Annotated in this window: 19 protein-coding genes; 4 read left to right on the forward strand and 15 right to left on the reverse strand. The window is 61.9% G+C overall.

Features of this window, described 5'->3' with window-relative positions; genetic code table 11:
* Nucleotides 1–107 precede the first annotated feature (107 nt).
* Nucleotides 108–1685 carry a gamma-glutamyltransferase family protein gene (locus tag U3654_RS13995; RefSeq protein ID WP_324752160.1) on the forward strand — a complete coding sequence of 526 codons (1578 nt, stop codon included), beginning with the start codon at nt 108–110 and terminating at the stop codon, nt 1683–1685.
* 80 nt (nt 1686–1765) lie between these two features.
* Here the strand turns inward: U3654_RS13995 and hspQ are convergent, their stop codons facing one another.
* Nucleotides 1766–2092 carry a heat shock protein HspQ gene (gene hspQ / locus U3654_RS14000; RefSeq protein ID WP_324752161.1) on the reverse strand — a complete coding sequence of 109 codons (327 nt, stop codon included), beginning with the start codon at nt 2090–2092 and terminating at the stop codon, nt 1766–1768.
* A gap of 233 nt (nt 2093–2325) precedes the next feature.
* Between hspQ and U3654_RS14005 the strand changes: the two genes are divergently transcribed.
* Complete coding sequence (locus U3654_RS14005; RefSeq protein ID WP_324752162.1) at nt 2326–2910, forward strand: lytic transglycosylase; 585 nt, start codon at nt 2326–2328, stop codon at nt 2908–2910.
* 56 nt (nt 2911–2966) lie between these two features.
* Here the strand turns inward: U3654_RS14005 and U3654_RS14010 are convergent, their stop codons facing one another.
* The 3 genes from U3654_RS14010 to U3654_RS14020 all read right to left on the reverse strand — a co-directional run bounded on the left by U3654_RS14010 (nt 2967) and on the right by U3654_RS14020 (nt 8487).
* Entirely contained in the window at nt 2967–3578 is a 612-nt protein-coding gene (locus U3654_RS14010) for an outer membrane lipoprotein carrier protein LolA (protein WP_324752163.1), read from the reverse strand.
* 273 nt (nt 3579–3851) lie between these two features.
* Nucleotides 3852–6791: a DNA translocase FtsK gene (locus tag U3654_RS14015; RefSeq protein WP_324752164.1), complete on the reverse strand. Its 2940-nt coding sequence runs from the start codon at nt 6789–6791 to the stop codon at nt 3852–3854.
* A gap of 367 nt (nt 6792–7158) precedes the next feature.
* Entirely contained in the window at nt 7159–8487 is a 1329-nt protein-coding gene (locus U3654_RS14020; RefSeq protein WP_324752165.1) for an amidase, read from the reverse strand.
* Nucleotides 8488–8658: 171 nt separating this feature from the next.
* Here U3654_RS14020 and U3654_RS14025 point away from each other — a divergent pair, with 171 nt between their 5' ends.
* Entirely contained in the window at nt 8659–9912 is a 1254-nt protein-coding gene (locus U3654_RS14025) for a UbiH/UbiF/VisC/COQ6 family ubiquinone biosynthesis hydroxylase (RefSeq protein WP_324752166.1), read from the forward strand.
* 20 nt (nt 9913–9932) lie between these two features.
* Here U3654_RS14025 and U3654_RS14030 read toward each other — a convergent pair whose 3' ends face one another.
* From U3654_RS14030 to U3654_RS14075, 10 genes are all read right to left on the reverse strand, one after another.
* The gene (locus tag U3654_RS14030) at nt 9933–10376 is read right to left on the reverse strand and encodes a molybdenum cofactor biosynthesis protein MoaE (protein ID WP_324752167.1); all 444 of its coding nucleotides are present in this window, start codon (nt 10374–10376) and stop codon (nt 9933–9935) included.
* 4 nt (nt 10377–10380) lie between these two features.
* A complete protein-coding gene (gene moaD / locus U3654_RS14035) occupies nt 10381–10626 on the reverse strand; it encodes a molybdopterin converting factor subunit 1 (RefSeq protein ID WP_324752168.1) in 246 nt (81 codons plus the stop codon).
* Nucleotides 10626–11291, reverse strand: coding sequence for a CDP-diacylglycerol--glycerol-3-phosphate 3-phosphatidyltransferase (gene pgsA, locus U3654_RS14040; RefSeq protein ID WP_324752169.1), 666 nt, complete (start codon nt 11289–11291; stop codon nt 10626–10628). Before pgsA ends, moaD begins: the two co-directional genes overlap by 1 nt.
* Nucleotides 11292–11345: 54 nt before the next feature.
* Nucleotides 11346–13217 carry an excinuclease ABC subunit UvrC gene (gene uvrC, locus U3654_RS14045; protein WP_324752170.1) on the reverse strand — a complete coding sequence of 624 codons (1872 nt, stop codon included), beginning with the start codon at nt 13215–13217 and terminating at the stop codon, nt 11346–11348.
* 302 nt (nt 13218–13519) lie between these two features.
* Nucleotides 13520–14299, reverse strand: coding sequence for an SDR family oxidoreductase (locus U3654_RS14050; protein WP_324752171.1), 780 nt, complete (start codon nt 14297–14299; stop codon nt 13520–13522).
* Between the two features lie 13 nt (nt 14300–14312).
* Entirely contained in the window at nt 14313–15260 is a 948-nt protein-coding gene (locus U3654_RS14055) for a calcium/sodium antiporter (protein WP_324752172.1), read from the reverse strand.
* The gene (locus U3654_RS14060) at nt 15257–15427 is read right to left on the reverse strand and encodes a hypothetical protein (protein WP_324752173.1); all 171 of its coding nucleotides are present in this window, start codon (nt 15425–15427) and stop codon (nt 15257–15259) included. Before U3654_RS14060 ends, U3654_RS14055 begins: the two co-directional genes overlap by 4 nt.
* A 4-nt stretch (nt 15428–15431) precedes the next feature.
* The gene (locus tag U3654_RS14065) at nt 15432–16244 is read right to left on the reverse strand and encodes a S49 family peptidase (RefSeq protein WP_324752174.1); all 813 of its coding nucleotides are present in this window, start codon (nt 16242–16244) and stop codon (nt 15432–15434) included.
* A gap of 86 nt (nt 16245–16330) precedes the next feature.
* Entirely contained in the window at nt 16331–17092 is a 762-nt protein-coding gene (locus U3654_RS14070; protein WP_324752175.1) for an ABC transporter permease, read from the reverse strand.
* Nucleotides 17089–18018, reverse strand: coding sequence for an ABC transporter ATP-binding protein (locus U3654_RS14075; RefSeq protein ID WP_324752176.1), 930 nt, complete (start codon nt 18016–18018; stop codon nt 17089–17091). The genes U3654_RS14070 and U3654_RS14075 overlap by 4 nt, the downstream gene beginning before the upstream one ends.
* 99 nt (nt 18019–18117) lie before the next feature.
* On the opposite strand from U3654_RS14075, the gene U3654_RS14080 reads away from it, so the two are divergent.
* Nucleotides 18118–19353: a flavin monoamine oxidase family protein gene (locus tag U3654_RS14080; protein ID WP_324752177.1), complete on the forward strand. Its 1236-nt coding sequence runs from the start codon at nt 18118–18120 to the stop codon at nt 19351–19353.
* Here U3654_RS14080 and U3654_RS14085 read toward each other — a convergent pair.
* Nucleotides 19346–19849: a carbon monoxide dehydrogenase subunit G gene (locus tag U3654_RS14085; RefSeq protein ID WP_324752178.1), complete on the reverse strand. Its 504-nt coding sequence runs from the start codon at nt 19847–19849 to the stop codon at nt 19346–19348. The two genes, U3654_RS14080 and U3654_RS14085, sit on opposite strands and share 8 nt — an antisense overlap.
* Nucleotides 19850–19871 lie beyond the last annotated feature (22 nt).

Genomic DNA, 19871 nt, shown 5'->3' on the forward strand with positions numbered 1-19871 from the left:
CCTTGAGCCTTGGTGCGTTGCGGAGTCCCCTCCCCGACATCTCCGAAAACTTGGCAAATCGCGCGGTGCGATCTACCGTGCAGGCACCCCAAATCAGGAGCCTCGCAATGCGCGATTTTCATCTGCCCGGTCGTTCGCCCGTTCTGGCGTCTAGCGGCATGTGCGCCACGTCACACCCCATTGCGGCCAAGACGGCGATCGACATTCTCGAACGCGGCGGTAACGCTATGGACGCTGCTATCGCTGGCTCGGTTCTTCTGGGCATTTGCGAGCCACAGATGACCGGAATCGGCGGGGATTGCTTTGTGCTGTTCAGCGGGCCGGGCGACACCGGAGTGCAGGCCTTCAACGGTTCGGGGCGCGCTCCTAGTGCTGCCAGCGCAGACGCGCTGCGCGATCGTGGTCTGGACGCCGTGCCGCTCTACACCGCCGACGCCGTCACGATTCCCGGAGCAGTCGATGCGTTCTGTCAGCTTAGCGAGAGGCATGGCAAACTGGGACTGGATGCAATTTTGGCCCCCGCTATTCGCTATGCAGATGAGGGCATACCGGTCGCGCCGCGCGTCGCGCGTGACTGGATCGAATCCGCGCATGTCCTGAAGGATCATGCGCGCACGCACTACCTGCACGACGGCGCGGTGCCCAACATGGGCGCGCTGTTTCGCGCGCCTGGACAGGCCGAGGTGCTGCGCCGCGTGGCCGCCCATGGTGCCAGCGCCTTCTACGAGGGCGAGGTCGCAAACGATATGCTGGCTGCGCTTAGCGCTGCGGGCGGCACACACGCCGCCGCCGATTTCGCCGCGCATCGCGGCGATCCCGCCACGCCGATTAGCGGCACCTACAAGGGCCGCGAACTGGTCGAACATCCGCCCAATGGCCAAGGCGCAACCGCAATTCTGATCCTCAACATTCTGGCGCAGTTCGACGTAGCCGCCATCGACCAGATCAGTGCCGAGCGCGTACATCTCGAGGCCGAGGCGACCAAGCTGGCCTACGACACGCGCAGCCGCATCATCGCCGATCCAGATCATACGGCCCGCACCGATTTCATGCTGAGCCATGAGACCGCGCGCGCACTGGCCTCTATGATCGACCCCAAACGCGCGCTCGGCCCCGCTGCCCCGCTGACCGAGGCGATGCACCGCGATACCGTCTACATCACCGTCGTCGATCGGGACCGCATGGCCGTGTCGTTGATCTATTCGATCTTTCACGGCTTCGGCTCCGGCATCGCATCCGAGAAGTTCGGCATCCTGATGCAAAATCGCGGTTCGGGCTTCTCCCTCGCGCCCGGTCATCCGAACGAACTGGCGAGCGGCAAGCGACCGTTTCACACGATTATCCCCGGAATGTTGCGGGAAAATAGCCAAACAGTCATGCCCTTCGGCGTGATGGGCGGGGCGTATCAGCCCTGCGGGCACGCGCGCTTTGTCTCGAACCTCGCTGATTTCGGCATGGACCCGCAAACAGCGATCGACGCGCCCCGCGCCTTCGCCGGTGGCGGCGTGCTGGAGGTCGAGCGTGGCTATCCGGACGAGGTGCGCGCGCAGCTGTCGGATCTGGGCCACAAGGTGGTGATTCCCGATGAGGCGATCGGCGGTGCGCAGGCGATCCAGATTAGGCCCGATGGCGTGCTGGAGGGCGCATCGGACCCGCGCAAGGACGGTTGCGCACTGGGGTACTGAGAATATTCAATGATTACAGACGCTGCCTAGGGTGGGCATAGCCCACTATCCCCAATGCAGAATAATCCGCGTGCAAAATATCAGTTCAGCTGGAAATGTAGCGGGTAATGCCCGTCCTCAAACGGGCCAAAGAGGTCGTCGATATCGGGATGCTCGACCGGCTCGCCCGAGTAGTCCGCGATCAGATTCTGCTCGCTGACATAAGCGACATAATAGCTTTGATCGTTTTCGGCCAGCAGGTGATAGAACGGCTGATCCTTGACCGGGCGGCTTTCCTCGGGGATTGACGAATACCATTCCTCAGTATTGGCAAATTCGGGATCCACGTCAAAGACGACACCGCGAAATGGATGCTTCTTGTGGCGGACGACCTGCCCCAAATGATATTTCGCGCGTGTTTTCAGCATAAATTCAGCCTCTAAACGCTGAGGGTAAAGGTTACAAGGGCGCTTTGTCCAATGCTGATACGCCCCCGGATTGGAAACAGTCTGTCGGCATATGGTGGCACCTAGCCCTGCCTATCGGCAACAGCCCGCAAGCAAAGTAAAATCGTGATTTCCCATTTGCGTGAAATTGGTTACACTGCTCGGATAAACAAAGGCAGCGCAGACTGCCCCAAAAAACGAGAGCAGAGGCAGCTATGAGCAGACAGCTTCGCGCGGTCCTTCTACTGGTGTTGGTCGCAGCCTGCGGGCGTGGCGGCGGATATGGGGAATCCCCCGGCCAGATGGAGGATGCCTGCGCAATTTTGCGGGAACGCCCCGAATACAGACGCGCCTTTCGCGCCGCCGAGCGTCGCTGGGGTGTACCCACCCATGTCCAGATGGCCACCATCTATCAAGAGAGCAAGTTCGTCTCGGACGCACGAACGCCCTATCGCTATACGCTGGGGATAATTCCGATGGGCCGGCAAAGCTCGGCCTTCGGATACAGTCAGGCGCTGGATGGCACTTGGGATGAATACGTCGCCGAGGCCGGATCGCGGCGCGCGCGACGCGACAACATCCACGATGCGACCGACTTTATGGGCTGGTACATGTCCAAGTCGCGCAAGACGCTGAACATCCCGATGTATGACGCGCGCAATCACTACCTAGCATATCACGAGGGTCGCACAGGCTATTCGCGCGGCAGTTACAACGGCAAGGCGTGGCTGGTGCGTGTCGCAGGCACCGTCGAATCGCGCGCCGCAAACTATCAGGCGCAGTTACAACGCTGCAATTGAGCGGGCAACACTGAACAGGGCAAGGGGCGGCGCGCAGTCGCCCCTTGCCCCCCGTTTCAGCGGTTTATCTTGCCGCCCCCCGTGCCGATGCCGGGAATGACGAATTTGTCATTGCCCAGACGCACATCCTTTTTCAGATCACCCAGAATCACCGTCGTGCGGCTGCCGCCGCTGTCGTTGATGACCCATTGGCGCAACTCGGTCGGGTTCGATGTGAATACCAGATCAATACTGCCATAATCGGGGTTCGCCGGATCCTGCGCGCGCACGGTCGTCGTCTTGCCGTCGCTGGAATGGCCGGTGACCATGCGCGCGCGAGTCAGATCCACGTTGCGCGCGAGGATGATCGACAGTGGCGTGCGGTGCAGCGGATAACCCTGCGGGCCGTCGTTCGACTTGCCGTCGATGATGCCCACAGTGTCGCCATTCGAGACGACCAGCATCTGTTCGGGCGGCTTATACTCAAACCGCACGCGTCCCGGCCGCTTGATCAGCAACTGGCCCTCGCTGATAGTGCCGTCGTCATTGATCTGGGTGAACGCACCTGTCGCAGTCTGAAAGCTGTTCAGATAGCGCGACAACTCGGTCAGGGGCAGCTTTTGCGCGGCTGCGGGCAGCGCGATGGCAAGGCTGAGCGCGGCACCTGCGATGGCGGGAAATAATTTCATGACGGTCTGACTCCTCGATTCGGTGCGGTATGTTGCCTCGGTTTCGACTCTGCCCGCACGGCACCTGTTATGCGATAGCATCGGGGCTGCAATCCCATATCAGCAGGCCGCGCCGGGTTATCAAGGGCGCCGGCGCTGTGAAAACGTAAACGGCGCCCCCGTGATAGGACGCCGTTATGGTTCAAAATTGCGTGGCTGCACACCCCGACCCATGGCAGTTGGGCCTAAAGCGTTTCGAATTCTAGCTGTACCTCAACCTTGACTCAAAACGCCTTATTGTTGCTCGGGCACGAGGATATCGCGCTTGCCCACGTGGTTCGCGGCCGACACAACGCCCTGATCCTCCATCTGCTCGACAAGGCGCGCAGCCTTGTTATAGCCGATGGCCAGCTTGCGCTGAATGTAGGACGTACTGCATTTGCGGTCCGTGATCGCGATTTGCACGGCCATATCATATAGAGCGTCCTCGCCTTCCGATCCTGTCGACAGACCCAGAACCGCGTCGATACTGCTGGCTTTGTCCTCATCCGGCCCTTCCAGCACGCTGCCGACATAGACTGGCGGGCCTTGCGCCTTGAGGTGATTCACGACCTCTTCGACCTCTTCGTCACTGACGAACGGGCCGTGGCAGCGCGTGATCTTGGCCCCGCCTGCCATGTATAGCATGTCGCCCATGCCCAAGAGTTGCTCGGCGCCCATTTCACCCAGAATGGTGCGGCTGTCAATTTTAGACGTCACCTGAAAGCTGATACGCGTGGGAAAGTTCGCCTTGATCGTGCCGGTGATGACATCGACCGACGGACGCTGCGTGGCCATGATAATGTGAATGCCCGACGCGCGCGCCATCTGCGCGAGGCGCTGGATGCAAGCCTCGATTTCCTTGCCGGCGACCATCATCAAGTCGGCCATCTCGTCAACGATAACGACGATGTAAGGCATCTTTTCGGGTGCAAACTTCTCGGTTTCGAACACCGGCTCGCCGGTGGCATCGTCAAATCCGGTCTGCACCGTTCTGCTGAACATCTCGTTCTTGCTGAGGGCGTCAGCGACGCGAGAGTTATAGCCGTCGATGTTGCGCACGCCCATCTTGGACATCTTGCGATAGCGCTCTTCCATCTCGGCGACGGTCCATTTCAGGGCCACGACAGCCTTTTTGGGATCCGTCACAACGGGGCTCAGCAGGTGGGGGATGCCATCATAGACGCTAAGTTCCAGCATCTTGGGGTCGATCATGATCATGCGGCAATCGTCCGGCGTCAGCTTGTAAAGCAGCGACAGGATCATTGTGTTGATCGCCACGGATTTACCCGATCCGGTCGTGCCCGCGATCAGCAAGTGGGGCATCTTGGCGAGGTTGGCGACCATCGGATCGCCACCGATATCCTTGCCCAGCGCCAGCGGCAGCTTTTGGTTGCCATCACCGAAATCGCGGGTCGACAGGATCTCGCGCAGCGATACCATCTCACGATTGTCATTCGGCAGTTCGATCCCGATGACGCTGCGGCCCGGCACGGTGGAAACGCGCGCAGACAATGCCGACATAGAGCGTGCGATGTCGTCGGAGAGGCCGATCACGCGGGACGCCTTGAGGCCTGCCGCAGGCTCCAGCTCGTACATGGTGACGACGGGGCCTGGGCGCACTGACACGATCTCGCCCTTGACGCCGTAATCGTCCAGCACAACCTCAAGCATGCGTGCGTTTTCCTCCAACGCCTCGTCGCTGAGGTGGTGGCGCGTGATGTTTTCGGGGCTGGACAGCAGGCTAAGCGGGGGCAGCTCGTATTGAGCGCTGACGCTTTCCTCGAATTGCAGCGCGGGCTGCGCTTCGGCAGCGGCACGGGTCGAGGGAACGGGCGTCTTGCGCTGCGTGTGCTGTACAACCTTTCGCGTTTCGGGCGCGTAGTTGCGCGCAGTTGGCTGCGGCGGCATCGGGGCTGTGTCGTCAAGGACGATCGCCTCATCCTCGTCCAGCGCTGCATCGATATACGCTTCATCATGGGGCGACGGCGCGATGTCGGCCTGCGGCATGGGCGCGGCTTGCGGCGCAGCCATGCGCGGCGCGCTCAGCTGCGGCTCGGGCGGCAGGGTGACGCCTGGCGATGTCAGCGGCGGCTCGGGCGGTAGGTGTGCCAGGCGGGTCGTGTCCAGCACAAGGGGTATGGGCCCGCGCCGTCCACCACGCGCAGCGGCAGCAGCAGCGGCTTGCTGTATCGGGGCAGCAGGTGCTGACCGCACACGCGACTTGATGATATCGGCGATCTTTTCCTTGATGCGGTCCTCGCCGGGCATGGGTCTGTCGCCGGCAATTGACTCCAGCTCGACCAGCTCGGGGGTCGGCATCGGCTCGGGCTTGCGCATGAGGGACGGCATACGACCCAAGAGGCCGCCCTGCTTTTCCGCAGGCCGCTGGGGCGCATGCAAGGCAGACTCGGCGGTCTCGTCATAGACTTTGGCATGGGCGCTGCGGCTGAAGCTTGGTGCATTTGCCGCCATTTCAGGCTCGGCGCGGCGTGCCTGTGCATTGCTGCGCGCGCTTTGCGCGGCTGCGGCAGCCCCGGAGACTCCGCGCGACACAAGGCCGATCAGCACCGAATAGACCATGATGACGCCCAACGCCAAATATCGCAGACCGCGACGGATCTCGCTGCGCTCAAACCCGGTGACGAACGCGCCAAGGACCAACATCACAACACCAAGGATCAGCGACAACAGCTTTAGCCCCGCCGCCGCACCAATGGGCAGAATGCCCAATGCAGCGCCCATAACGGTATCGCCAAAAATGCCGCCAAGGCCAAAGCTGTGGCTGGCATACCATTCACCGCCGGGCGTCAGCGACGCGGCGTAGAGGGACAGCACCGCCACCCAGATCGGGGCGAAAATCACCCGCGCCATCGCCCGCTCTTGCCCGCGGTGCAGCACGAAGCGCGCGCCCCACGCCGCCAGAACGACGGCCACGCCCCAAGCGCCCCAGCCAACGACCATGAAAAGCGTCGCAGCGATGGTGGCACCCGTCTGGCCCAGCCAATTCTGCACGGGCGTGTCGACCGCCGACAGCCAACTGGGGTCCTCGGGACTGTAGGAGGCGAACATCATTGCGGCCAGCACAGCCATGCCGAACAGGGCGAGGCCCAGCAATTCCTTGCCGCGTTTCTCGATCGCCTGCGCCATGTTGCTATCCAACAGAGGATCCCGTCCGCGTGTCTGATATGCCATCTCGTCCCTCGTCCTTATCGTCCAGAGGATCGGCGCGATGCGCCAATCCGCCCCGGAAGAGGCGCAAGCGCGCCCCCGGTCCGGCTGATTTCATCATTGTCCTGAAGGGTTTGCATCCGGGCCACGCGCGAATGGCTACCAATGCAAGTAAACTTGCAAGGGCGCGCCACAGCATAGGCCGCAAGGTTCGGAAACCGCTCGGAAAACATGTATTACTGCCTCAGGTTCGGGATCATGATCGCCCCGTATGGCCTAAAACTACGCGCTGCGCGCGCATCCGTCCAGCGAAACCATATGCTCACTCGGCTGATTGTGGTATTTTTGGCAGACTAGGTTTCTTCTTGGTAATAATACCCAATTCAAAGGCTTAACCCAGCGCGGTCTCGGCCGCCTTGGCGATACGCAGCAGTCTTTCCTCGCCCATAGCCGCACCGCACAGCATGATACCGCAACTCGGCACACCCGTTGGAAGGGTGATCGCGGCAAGGCCCATCAGGTTGCCGACGCGGGTGTTGCGCAGGGTCAGAAGGTTTTCCGTTACGTAATAGTTGCCGTCGCTGATCAGGCGCTCTGCGTTGGGCGGCATGTTGGGCGCGCTCGGCATCAGCACGCAATCGTATCCGGCCACGCGCGCGGCCCACACTGTGCGCAGCGCGTCCAGCCGTTGCCACGCCGAGACAAATTCAGGCGCAGTAATGCCCCTACCGCCGCGAAACCGGTCGCGGATCGGGCCGAACATCTTGTCGGGGTCGGCCTCGATCACCGCGCCCCATGTACCATAGGCCTCGGCGGAAAACAGCGTTGCCGCGAGGTCCATCGCGTCATCCACTTCGGGGGCGGTAAGGGGGGTGATCGTCGCACCCGCCGCCTCCAGCCGCTCCACCGCTGCGAGATAAGCACGCTTTGGTGCGTCGCGGACGCCATCCATCACCGTATTTTGCAGCGTGGCAAATCGCATTCCCGTCAGCGATGCACCGCGTAGATCAGGCGCTGTGCGCCCCTCCAGTGCGGCCAGTAACAGCGCTGCGTCCTCGACGCTGCGGGTCAACGGGCCGACCGTATCAAACCGCGCGGCCAGCGGCACAGTGCCGCGCGCTGATACCCGGCCCGCCGTCGTCTTGAGCCCGACCAGATCATTCCACGCGGCAGGCACGCGGACCGACCCGCCCGTGTCGCTGCCGATCCCCGCGGCGGCCAGCCCATGCGCCACACTCGCCGCCGCGCCCGAGGACGAACCGCCCGCGACGGCACCTGCGTCATTGATGCAAGGCGGCGTCGCGGTCATGGGGTTAAGGCCAAGGCCCGAAAAAGCCAACTCGCTCATATGCGTTTTGCCAAGGCAAACGAGGCCGGCGGCAGTGGCGTTTTGTAGTACTTCTGCGTCACGATCCGGCACACGGCCAGCCAACAGGCGACTGCCTGCCTCGGTCGCGGTGCCGGCGCTGTCAAAGAGATCTTTCCAACTGATCGGCACACCGTCGAGTAACCCACGCCTCTGGCCTAACTGCGCACGGGCGCTGGCGGCTGCGGCCTCGCTACGGGCGCGGTCATGCGTGACGGCGCTATAGATGCGCGCCGATGCGGGATGGGCATCAATCGCAGCGAGGTAGGTATCCGTCAGGGCCACCGGGTCGATATCGCCTGCACCGATGCCGCGGCCCAGATCCGCCGCGCTCATGTTCAGCCAGTCCTGCATTGCCCGCCCTCGCCTGAATTTCTGCAATTGCGGCGACCCTAAAGCGTTTCGGGATAAACTTGAATCACAAGTTTGTCTTGAAACGCCCGCAACCTAATTCACGCATCACGCGTTTCGGATTCAAGTTGTGTCTCAACTTAAACCCGAAACGCTCTAGCGGCAGGGTGGCGCATGGACAATCCCGCAATCCTCGCCATAGTGAGAGCCATGAAAATGGACAGTGATATCGTGATCGTCGGCGGTGGTCTGAACGGCCCCGCCTTGGCATTGGCGCTGGCGCAGCGGGGGATTTCCGTCACCGTCGTCGATGCCCTGCCCCGCCCCGAGCGGGACGATGCTGCATTTGACGGGCGCTCTTACGCATTGGCGCTAGCGTCTGTGCGCCTGCTGCGCGCCATCGGCATCTGGCACAGGATCAAGGATCGCACCCAGCCCATGCTGGAGATCAAGGTCAGCGACGGGCGCGCGGGCGCTGGCCCCCTCACGCCCTTTTCGCTGCATTTCGACCACGCCGAGCTAGAGGAAGGCCCTATGGGCCATATGTGCGAGGACCGCGTTCTGCGCCCCGCCTTTCTAGATGCGATGGACGAGGTTGCAGGCATCACCACGATTTCCGGCGACGCCGTGATCGCGCAGGAGGTGGACGCCTCAGGCGCCACGCTGACGCTGGCCTCGGGCAAGGTACTCCGCACGCGGCTGATCGTCGGCTCGGACGGGCGCAATTCTGGCACGGCGCAGCGGGCGGGCATCCGGCGCACGGGCTGGCAATATGGACAGACGGCGCTGGTCTGCGCCGTGACGCATGAAAAGCCCCATAATGGCATCGCGCATCAGTTTTTCATGCCGCCGGGACCGCTGGCGATCCTGCCACTACCCGGAAATATGTCGTCCATTGTCTGGAGCGAGAGTGACGCGACCGCCGCCGCCTTTGCCGCGCTGAGCGACGCCGATTTCATGGGCGTGCTGCGTCCCCGCTTTGGCGATTTTCTGGGGGAGATTTCGCTGACCGGCAAGCGTTATACATATCCACTGGGCCTGAGCCTTGCTAACCATTTTATCGCTCCGCGCGTGGCGCTGGTGGGCGATGCGGCGCATGGCATGCATCCGGTTGCAGGTCAGGGCCTGAACGCCGGGCTGCGCGATGTCGCGGCTCTGACCCAAGTGCTGACCGAGGCGCAGACACGCGGCGAGGATATGGCCGCGCCCGACGTGTTGGAGCGCTATCAACGCTGGCGGCGCTTTGATACGGCAGCGCTGGCGGCAACAACTGACCTCAGTAACCGCCTGTTTTCCAGCGACAATCCGCTACTGCGCGCGGTCCGCGATCTGGGTATGGGCGCAGTGCAGGCTGCCGCCCCTCTGCGCCGCGCATTGATGCGCGAGGCGGCGGGGTTAACCGGCGATCTGCCTGATCTCATGCGTTAAGCGGCACAGCGGACAGCAGGTTATTGCCAATCCTTGAGCGCGTCTTCATCTTCGTCGCGCGCGGCCACCCAAGCAGTGCCTTTGCCAGTCGCTTCCTTCTTCCAGAAGGGCGCGCGGGATTTTAAGTAATCCATCAGGAACATCGCCGCTTCGAACGCATCCTTGCGGTGGCGTGACGCGGTGGCGACCATCATGATCATGTCATCTGGCGCCAACCGTCCATGGCGGTGGATGATCAGGCTGCCACCCAGATCCCAGCGCGCATGCGCATCTTCGGCAATGGCGCGCAGGGCCTTTTCGGTCATGCCCGAATAATGCTCGATCTGCATGTGATCCAGGTCGCCGTTCAGATCGCGCACGATGCCGGTAAAGGTGACGACCGCGCCCATGCCCGTCTGGCGCGCGGCGAATGCACTGGCCTCGGCGCCAAGGTCGAACGGCGCCTCCTGCACGCGGATATCCATGGCCTCAGCCACCTGTCATGGGCGGAAAAAACGCGACCTCGCGCACGCCCGCAAGAGGTGTGTTCCAGCCCGCCAGTTCCTGATCGACGGCGACCTGCAGGGCGGCCAGATCGGAAAACGCCATCTCATATCGCGCCTCACGCTTGCGAAGCTCGTCCACAAGGTCCTGCACCGTTGCGGCATCGGTTTGAACGGCCTCGCGCGGCAGGCCGATCCGCTCGCGCACCCATGCGAAATATAGAACATCCATCAGCGATCATCCTTCAGATAAGGCAGCGCCTTGCGCAGGTAGTCGACGCCCGTGATCGCCGTCAGACCCGCCGCCAGCCACAGCAGCCACAGCCCCGCGTGCCATGTAAAGATCATGCCATTCAATTTCCAGCCCAGACCCAGCACATCCTCTTCGACGCCCATCAGGATCGCATCGACCATTTCTGGGTCCATGCCGAAGGTGGACATGCCAAAGTAGTGCTCGAACACGCCTTGGGAAAAGAGGGTGGCAATGGCGACCATCTGTGCGGTCGTCTTCCACTTGGCCAGTTTGGTGACCTTAAGCGTGCCCGCGGTGTCGCCCAGAAATTCGCGCAGACCCGACACAAACACTTCGCGGAACAGGATCACAGTTGCAGGCAGCACCAACCACGGCGACATCGGCGAATAGCCGACGATGACCATCAGCGCGATCACGACCATCGCCTTGTCTGCGATCGGGTCCAACATCGCGCCCAGCCTTGTCTCCTGCTTCCACGAGCGGGCGATGTAGCCGTCGAACCAGTCCGTAATCGCCGCCGAGACGAACAGCAGCAGCGCGAACCAGTCCGCATAGGGGCGCGTGAAATAAAGGAACATGACCGCCACACCGGGCGCGGCCAACAAACGCAAAAGCGTCAGGATATTCGGGACGGTCCATGTCATGGCCCATGTCTATCCCGCTTGGGATGGGGGTTAAAGCCCCGCGTTGCGCCCGCCCTACCCCTTGTCGTGGAAGTAGTCATAGACCTTCTGCGCCAGACCTTCGGAAACGCCATCGACGGCCTTGAGATCAGCCAGAGCAGCGCGACCGACCGCCTTGGCGCTGCCGAAATGCGCCAGCAGCGCGCGTTTGCGCGCTGCACCGACGCCCGGCACATCGTCAAGCGGCGTCGCGCTGACCGCCTTGGAGCGTTTTGCGCGGTGCGTGCCAATGGCAAAGCGGTGCGCCTCATCGCGCAAGCGCTGGATGAAATACAATACCGGATCATTGCGCGGCAGCGCGATGGGATGCTGGCCGGTGCGGTGGAATTCCTCCTTGCCCTGATCGCGGTCGATCCCCTTGGCGACGCCGACCATCGGGATCTCGCTCACGCCCATGTCGTTCATGATTCCGCGCACCGCGCTGACCTGCCCCGCCCCGCCGTCGATCAGCAAGAGGTCGGGCCAAGTGCCCTTGGTGCGGTCCGGATCCTCCTTCAGCAGGCGCTTGAAGCGGCGTTGCAGCACCTCCTTCATCATGCCGAAATCGTCACCCGGAGTCATATCATCGCCACGAATGTTGAACTTGCGATACTGGTTTTTCATCATGCCCTCGGGCCCCGCGACAATCATCGCACCGACCGCGAAAGCGCCCTGAATGTGACTGTTGTCATAGACCTCAATCCGCTGGGGTGGGCCGTCCAGACCAAACGCATCGGCGACGCCGCGCAGCAGCCTTGCTTGCGTCGCGCTCTCGGCCATCTTGCGGGCGAGGCTTTCGCGCGCGTTGCGCAGGGCCGACTCCACCAACTCGGCCTTTTCGCCGCGTTGGGGGACCAGCAGAGTGACCTTGCGACCCAGCTTGCCGGTGAGGGCCTCGGCCATCAGATCGGGGCTTTCGATTTCGCCCGACAGGATCAGTTGGCGGGGCGGCTCCTTGGTGTCGTAGAACTGGCCGATGAAGGCTTCCAGCACTTCGGGCGCCTCGACGTCCACGCCGACACGAGGATAAAAGTCACGGTTGCCCCAGTTCTGCCCCGCCCGGATAAAGAACACCTGAACGCAGGCCTGCCCCTGGTCCAGATGCAGCGCGATCACGTCGGCCTCGTCCACGCTGCGCGGATTGATCCCCTGCGCCGTCTGAACCTGCGTCATCGCCTTGATCCGGTCGCGCAGGGCGGCCGCGCGCTCAAACTCCATCTGCTCCGAGGCCTCGGCCATCTGGCCAGCCAGCTTTTCCTGAATTTCGGTGGATTTACCGCTCAGATACCGCTCGGCATCGCCGACCTGCGCGATGTATTCGTCCTTTGAGATGTAGCCGACGCAGGGCGCAGTGCAGCGTTTGATCTGATATTGCAGGCACGGGCGCGTGCGTGCCTCGAACACCGAATCCGTGCAATTGCGCAGTTGGAACACGCGCTGAAGCTGCGCCAGCGTGCGGTTGACCGCGCCCGCGCTGGCGAAGGGGCCGTAATACGCGCCCTTTTCCCGCTTGGCCCCGCGATGCTTCTTGATCATCGGATAGTCGTGCGTTTTCGTCACAAGGATATTCGGGAACGATTTATCGTCGCGCAGCAGCACGTTGTATTTGGGTTTCAGCTGCTTGATCAGGTTCTGCTCCAGCAGCAGCGCCTCGGTTTCGGTCGCTGTCGTCAGGAACATCATCGAGGCGGTCGCGTCTATCATCCGCATGATGCGACCCGTGTGCCCGGTGGGGCGCGCATAGCTGGACACGCGCGCCTTCAGATTGCGCGCCTTGCCAACATAAAGCACGCGCGCTTGTGCATCCAGCATGCGGTAAACACCCGGCGAGCCGTCGAGCGTGCGCAGATAGGACTGGATCACCTTGTAGCCGGTCGGCACGGGGGTTTGCGGAGTTTGGTCGGTCATGGGCCTATAGATATGATTCTGCCGCCCTGCTGCAATCTTGGGCGTGCGCGCACAAGGGGAATCCTGTCCACGCTTTCTGTGGATAACTCTGCGGGTAACTTTGCGTAACCCTGAAATTTCCCTTGTTGACAGCAGACTTCGCTGATTTGCTTAATTTTTAGGCAGACCTTCAAGCTACTGACTTTATTTGGTAAATATTGTGATACTTTGCAATATATTGATAATGCTGGAGTTTTCTGAACGCCCGCTCAACAAAATCTAACACAGTGCAGAACTTTCGTCAGCCAAGGCGCTACAAGCGTCTATTCAACCCCCAGAACGTCCGGAGTCTTCCATCCCAGATGCTGTCCACCATCTATGCATAGCAACTGCCCGGTCACTGCGGACGCACCCAGAAAATAGGCCAGGGCGCCGGTGATATCCTGCACATTCGCGCCTCTTTCCAGCACTGTGGTGGCGCGCTGCGCGGCAAAATGCGCCTCGCTTTGGCGGGTGGCGCGCAGGGTCGGGCCGGGGCCTATGGCGTTGACGCGCACACGCGGCGCCAGCGCCTGCGCGGCGGTCTGGGTGAACGCCCAGAGTCCCATCTTGGCCAGTGTATAGGTCATGAATTCCGGCGTCAGCTTGCGCACGCGCTGGTCGATCATATTGACGACGAGGCCTTGGGCCACCGGTTCGCCGTTCTCGTCAATCTCAGGGTCCGGCACCTGCGCCGCCAGCGCCTGCGTCAGCACGAAAGGCGCGCGCAGGTTCGATCCGAAATGGCGATCCCAGCTACTGCGCGTCGCGCTTTCCAGCGTATCGTAGTCAAAGATCGAGGCCGAGTTGACCAGCACCGTGATCGGCCCGCCCAACGCCTCGGCGGCGGCAGGCAAGAGGCGCGTGACCTCATCCTCGTTCAACAAATCCGCCTGAAGGGGGGCGGCACTGCGGCCCAATGCGCGAATCTCGCCGGCGACAGCCTCGGCGCCGCTGTCCGAACTGTGATAGTGCACAGCCACGTCATGGCCACGCGCCGCCAGTTCCAGCGCCATCGCGCGGCCCAGCCTTTTGCCGGCCCCAGTTACCAATGCACGTCCCATATGCGCCCCTCCCTTAGATCAATATGATGGTCACATAGGCCAGATAGACCACGGTCAAGATGACGCCAATCACGCGACCTATATCGACCTTGAGGAAAACAAACGGGATCAGCGCCAGTGACGCGGCCAGCATGACCCTCAGGTCAAAGCGCAGGAATTCGACATCGACCGGGATCGGCCTGATCAGCGAGGCGACGCCGATGATGCCCAACAGGTTGAACATATTCGAGCCGATGACGTTGCCCAGCGCCACGTCCGCCTGCTTGCGCAGGGCGGCCATGATGGTGGTCGCCAGTTCCGGCAGCGACGTGCCCAGTGCCACCAGCGTCAGGCCGATCACGGCATCGCTGACGCCATAGTCGCGCGCGATGATCGACGCGTTGTCGACCAGCAAATCAGCCCCCAGCGGCAGGCCGACGAGGCCCAGCACCAGAAAAACGGCGATCTGCCACCACGGCATATTGGGGTCAGCGCCTTCGATCCCTTCGGCAGGACAGGCACGCTCAGCCCGGCGATGATTGCGCGCATCGCGCGCAAGGATGAACATGACCAGCGCCAGCGCCGCCAGCAGGATCAGCCCCGACCAGAAGGTAAAGATGCCAACGAACGCCAGCCCTATGAACAACACGCTGGCGATCAGCATATAAACATAGGTCTTGCGCGTGTCACACTGTGACGAATGGATCACCGACAGGATCGCAGGCAGGCCCAGCACCAGCAGCACATTGGCAGTGTTCGAGCCGATGACATTGCCCAGTGCCAGCCCCGGCTTGTTCATCAGGACGGCGTTGATCGAGATCAGCAATTCGGGTGCCGACGTGCCAAAGGCCACGATCGTCAGGCTGACGATCAGCGCCGGGATACCGACCCGCAGGCTGAGGTTGACCGCGCCCTTGACCAGCGCATCGCCCGCCAGCAGCAGGATAACCAGCCCCAGCCCCGCAAATGCCCAGACCATCATTTATGTATGCCCTTCTGGCAGGGGCATGGCCCCTTGCCGATCCTGTACTTGCCGCATTTCGGGCACTTGGCCGCCGCCAGACGTTTCTGCCCGGGAAAGCGCAAGCGCCCAAACATGGCCAGAACGACCATGCCGACCAGAAAGAGCATGACGATTTTGATGATCACGCGGCTACAGCCCGAAGCGCGCGAAATGCGCGCGGTTCTCGACAGCGGCGATGGTGTCTTCGACAAGTGTAACGCCAAAGCGCGACAGCAGGCCCTTCTTGCGACCATATTGCATCAGGCGCACGTCCTTGCCGTATAGCTCTTGCAGTTTGGGCACCATGTGCGCTTCGCCATCGACCAGCCCCAGCTTGACCGCGCGACGGCCCAGCCAGAATTCGCCGGTGAAAATATCAGGGTTGTCGGCCAATTTGGCCCCGCGCCGTTCCTTGACATAAGCGATAAAGCCGCTGTGCATGTCCTCGAGCAGATCCTTGAGGCGGTCAACATCCTCTTGCTTTTGCGGAAGGAACGGGTCCAGCGTCGATTTCGACTTGCCCGAGGTATGCACGCGCCGCTCGATCCCCTGACGGGCCAGAAACACGGGCAGGCCAAAGCCCGCCGAGATGACGCCGATGGACCCGACGATTGATCCGAAATCGACCCAGATATCATCCGCCGACGCCGCCAGCCAATAGCCGCCGGAGGCTGCGACATCCTCGACAAAGGCATGGACGTGCACGCCCTTGTCCTCGGCAAGCCGCCGGATACGACCCGCAATCAACGACGATTGAACAGGCGATCCGCCGGGCGAGTTGATCAGCAAGGCGACCGCCCGCGGCTTGCCCCTTTTAAACGCCTTTTCAAGCATGGGCGCGAGCGTCTCATCGTTCAGCGACATGCGGCCTGTGCCGATAGTGCCGCTGAGGCGCACGACCGCCACGCGCGGGTGCGATTTGATGAACGGCAGGCGGGATTTGAGGGTGGACCATTTTGTCATGTGAGCGATGTATAATCCTAAGGACTTTGAAACAAGGCGGCAGGGCGCGGCGCGGACGCCTTATTGCAAAAATGTTGGGCTGGGGGTCAGGATTTGATCCGGTATCCGGTTCTAAATATCCACCAGACGATCCCCATGCAGATACCGGTAAAGCCCGCAATGGCCAGCAGTGACCAGCCGACGCCGACATCTGCCGTGCCAAAGAAGGACCAGCGAAACCCCGAAACAAGGTAAACCACCGGATTGAACAGCGCCACCGTCTGCCAGTTTTCGGGTAACATCGAGATGGAGTAGAACGCGCCGCCGAGGAAGATCAGCGGCGTGATCACCAGGAGCGGGATTAGTTGTAGCTGTTGAAAGTTTTCCGCCCAGATGCCGATGATAAAGCCAAACAGGCTGAAACTGATGCAGGTGAGCAGCAGAAAGGCCAGCATCGCCCACGGGTGCATGATTTGGATGTCGACAAAGAAGCCTGCGGTGACAAGGATCACGATGCCGATGATCAGCGATTTCGTCGCCGCCGCGCCGACATAGCCCAGCACAATTTCAAGGAAATTAACCGGGGCCGACAGCAACTCGAAAATCGTGCCGATGAATTTCGGGAAATAGATGCCAAAGGACGCGTTGCTGATTGCCTGCGTCATGACGCTGAGCATGATGAGGCCCGGCACGATGAACGCACCGTAGCTAATGCCCTCGACCTGATCGATGCGGCTGCCGATCGCGGCGCCAAAGACCACGAAATAAAGAGAGGTCGAGATGACGGGCGACAGCAAGCTCTCCATCAGGGTGCGAAAGAACCGCTTCATTTCATAGAGGTAGATCGCCCAGATCGCTGGAAAGTTCATTGCTCGCCCTCATTTATCAGCCCGACGAATATCTCTTCCAGGCTGCTTTGCGTGGTCTGGATGTCGCTCAGCGATAATCCTTCGTTCGCGATGGCCTGCAAGAGGCGCGTGATGCCCGTCCGCTCGCCGGTGGAATCGTAGGTGTAGCTTAGTGATTGACCGCCCTCGCCCAGCGTCAGATCATAGTCGGCCAGCGTATCGGGCACAGCTGGCAATGGCTCGGTCAAATCGATGCGCAGGGTCTTGCGGCCCATGCGGGCCATCAGGTCGGCCTTGGGCTCGACCAGCAGGATCTCGCCTTTGTTGATGACGGCGATGCGGTCGGCGATCGCCTCGGCCTCTTCGATGTAATGCGTGGTCAGGATGATGGTGACGCCGGATTTGCGCAGCTCTTCGACGATCTGCCACATGTCACGGCGCAGCTCGACATCGACGCCTGCGGTCGGTTCGTCCAGAAACAGAACGCGCGGCTCGTGGCAGAGCGCCTTGGCGATCAGCACGCGGCGCTTCATCCCGCCCGACAGCTCGCGGGTGCGCGACCCGCGCTTGTCCCAGAGGCTGAGCTGGCGCAAAATTTTCTCGATCAGCGCATCGTCGCGGGACTTGCCAAAGAGGCCGCGCGAGAAACGAACCGTGTTGATGACCTTCTCGAACGGCTCCAGCGCGATTTCCTGCGGGACCAGCCCGATCATCGCGCGCGCCTTGCGATAACCGGTGATCACGTCATGCCCGCCAACAGTGGCGCTTCCGCTGGTCGGCGTGACGATACCGCAAAGCGCCGAGATCAGCGTCGTCTTGCCCGCGCCGTTGGGGCCGAGCAGCGCGATGATCTCGCCCTCTTCAATCGCGAGCGACACGTCCTTGAGCGCGACATGTCCGCCGCCATAGACCTTGCCCATGTTCTGGACGTCAACGATAGCTGTCATGGTCCGGCCTCCGGGGTTTTGCGGGTTGCGCGGAACCTATATCATTCGCGGCCAAGGGCAATCGCGCAATCGGCGACCCCCGACAGAAAGGCAGATCACATGAGCGATCCTCAGATCATCATCGTTGGCGCAGGCGCCGCCGGTATCGGCGCGGCGTTGGAATGCGAGGCGCGCGGCATTTCTTATGTGGTGCTTGAGGCGGCGACACGCGTCGGCGGGCGTGCCTATACGGCAGAGGCGGGCCTGCCCAAGCCGTGGGATCATGGCTGTCACTGGCTGCATTGCGCAGACGAAAACCCGCTGGTCGCATGGGCGGATCGACTAGGGGCTACCTACCGGCAGCAGGACGTCGCCAATCCGTTTATGGTTTGGACCGACGGCGCGTTCGGCAATACAGAGGAAATCGCAGAATACGGCGCGGCCGTTACCCATGCCTTCGAGGCCATTGAGGCCTCAAACCGCGACGTGCCGATTCCCGAGGTGCTGCCCGATGCCGGGCGCTGGACACCGTCGGTGCGGCTGATCGTGGCATTGATGGCCGGGGATGACGGCGGGGACGTGTCCGCCTCGGCCTATGCCGATTACCGGGACACCGATCACAACTGGCCCGTTCTGTCAGGTTATGGCGCGCTTATCACAGCGATGGCCGAGGGGCTGAACATCCGCACCGGCGTTGCTGTGAAGGCCATCCACCAGCGCGGCACTGGCGCAAGCGTGACCATGGATCAGGGCAAGCTGGAGGCGGCGGGTGTAATTGTTACCGCATCGACCAATGTCCTCACGCGCGGCGCAATCCACTTTAGCCCCGGCCCTGCCGCCGATCTGGCGTTCGAACTCGACCGCGTTCCGTGCGGGATTTATGAAAAGGTCGCCTTCGCCATGGATGCGCTGCCGCAGGAAATGACCCAGACCCGGTTTTTGTCAGTTCAACAGAGCGGCCACGATATAGCGACTAATTTCCAAATCGTGCATGGGGATGCGCCCATGATGCTGTGCCATATGGCCGGAGCACTCGCGCATACGCTAGTGATGGCAGGGCCTGAGGCCATGATCGACTATGCGCGCGGCGCTCTTGTTGATGCTTTCGGGACGCAGATCGAGGGTCGGATCACCGGCACCGCCACCACTAACTGGACGACCGATCCATTGGTGCTGGGATCGTATTCCCACGCCCGTCCCGGCTGGGCGCAGTTCCGGCGCGACATGATCACGCGCGAGACCGGCAGCGTCGCATTTGCCGGTGAGGCGTTTTCGCCAAATTGGCAGGCAACGGCGCATGGCGCCTATGCCAGCGGGCGGGATGTGGCGGCGCGGATGGCAAAAAATCTTAGGTGATAAGCCGCTTCAGCCAGCCCTTTTTCTCGGCCTCGGGTTCGTCATCGCCTTCCTTTGGCCCCTCAATCACCTCTTCGAGGCGGGTAAAGAACTGGTCGGCCATCTTCTTGGCAAACCCATCGACGATGCGACTGCCCAGCTGCGCCAGCTTGCCGCCGACCTTGGCCTCGACATCGTAGCTCAGCGTGGTGACGCCGTCCGCCTCATCGAGGCGCACATCGGCGGCACCTTTGGCAAAACCCGCCGCGCCGCCCTTGCCTTCGCCTGTCAGGGTGAGGCTGGTTTGATCCACCACGTTGCTGATGGTGACGGCACCGCGAAAGGTAGCCTTGACCGGGCCGACCTTTTGCGTGACGACCGCCTCAAACCCGTCCTCGGCGCTGCCGGTCACCTCGGTCGCGCCCGGCACGCATTCCTTCAGCACCTCGGGGCTGAGTAGCGCGGCCCAAACGGTGGCCTTGTCTGCCTCGATCGTGCGTGTGTCGCTCATTTGCATGGGGCGTCCTCCCTTGGGCATT

This window comes from Roseovarius sp. Pro17 (assembly GCF_035599575.1).
Classification (GTDB): Bacteria; Pseudomonadota; Alphaproteobacteria; order Rhodobacterales; family Rhodobacteraceae; genus Roseovarius.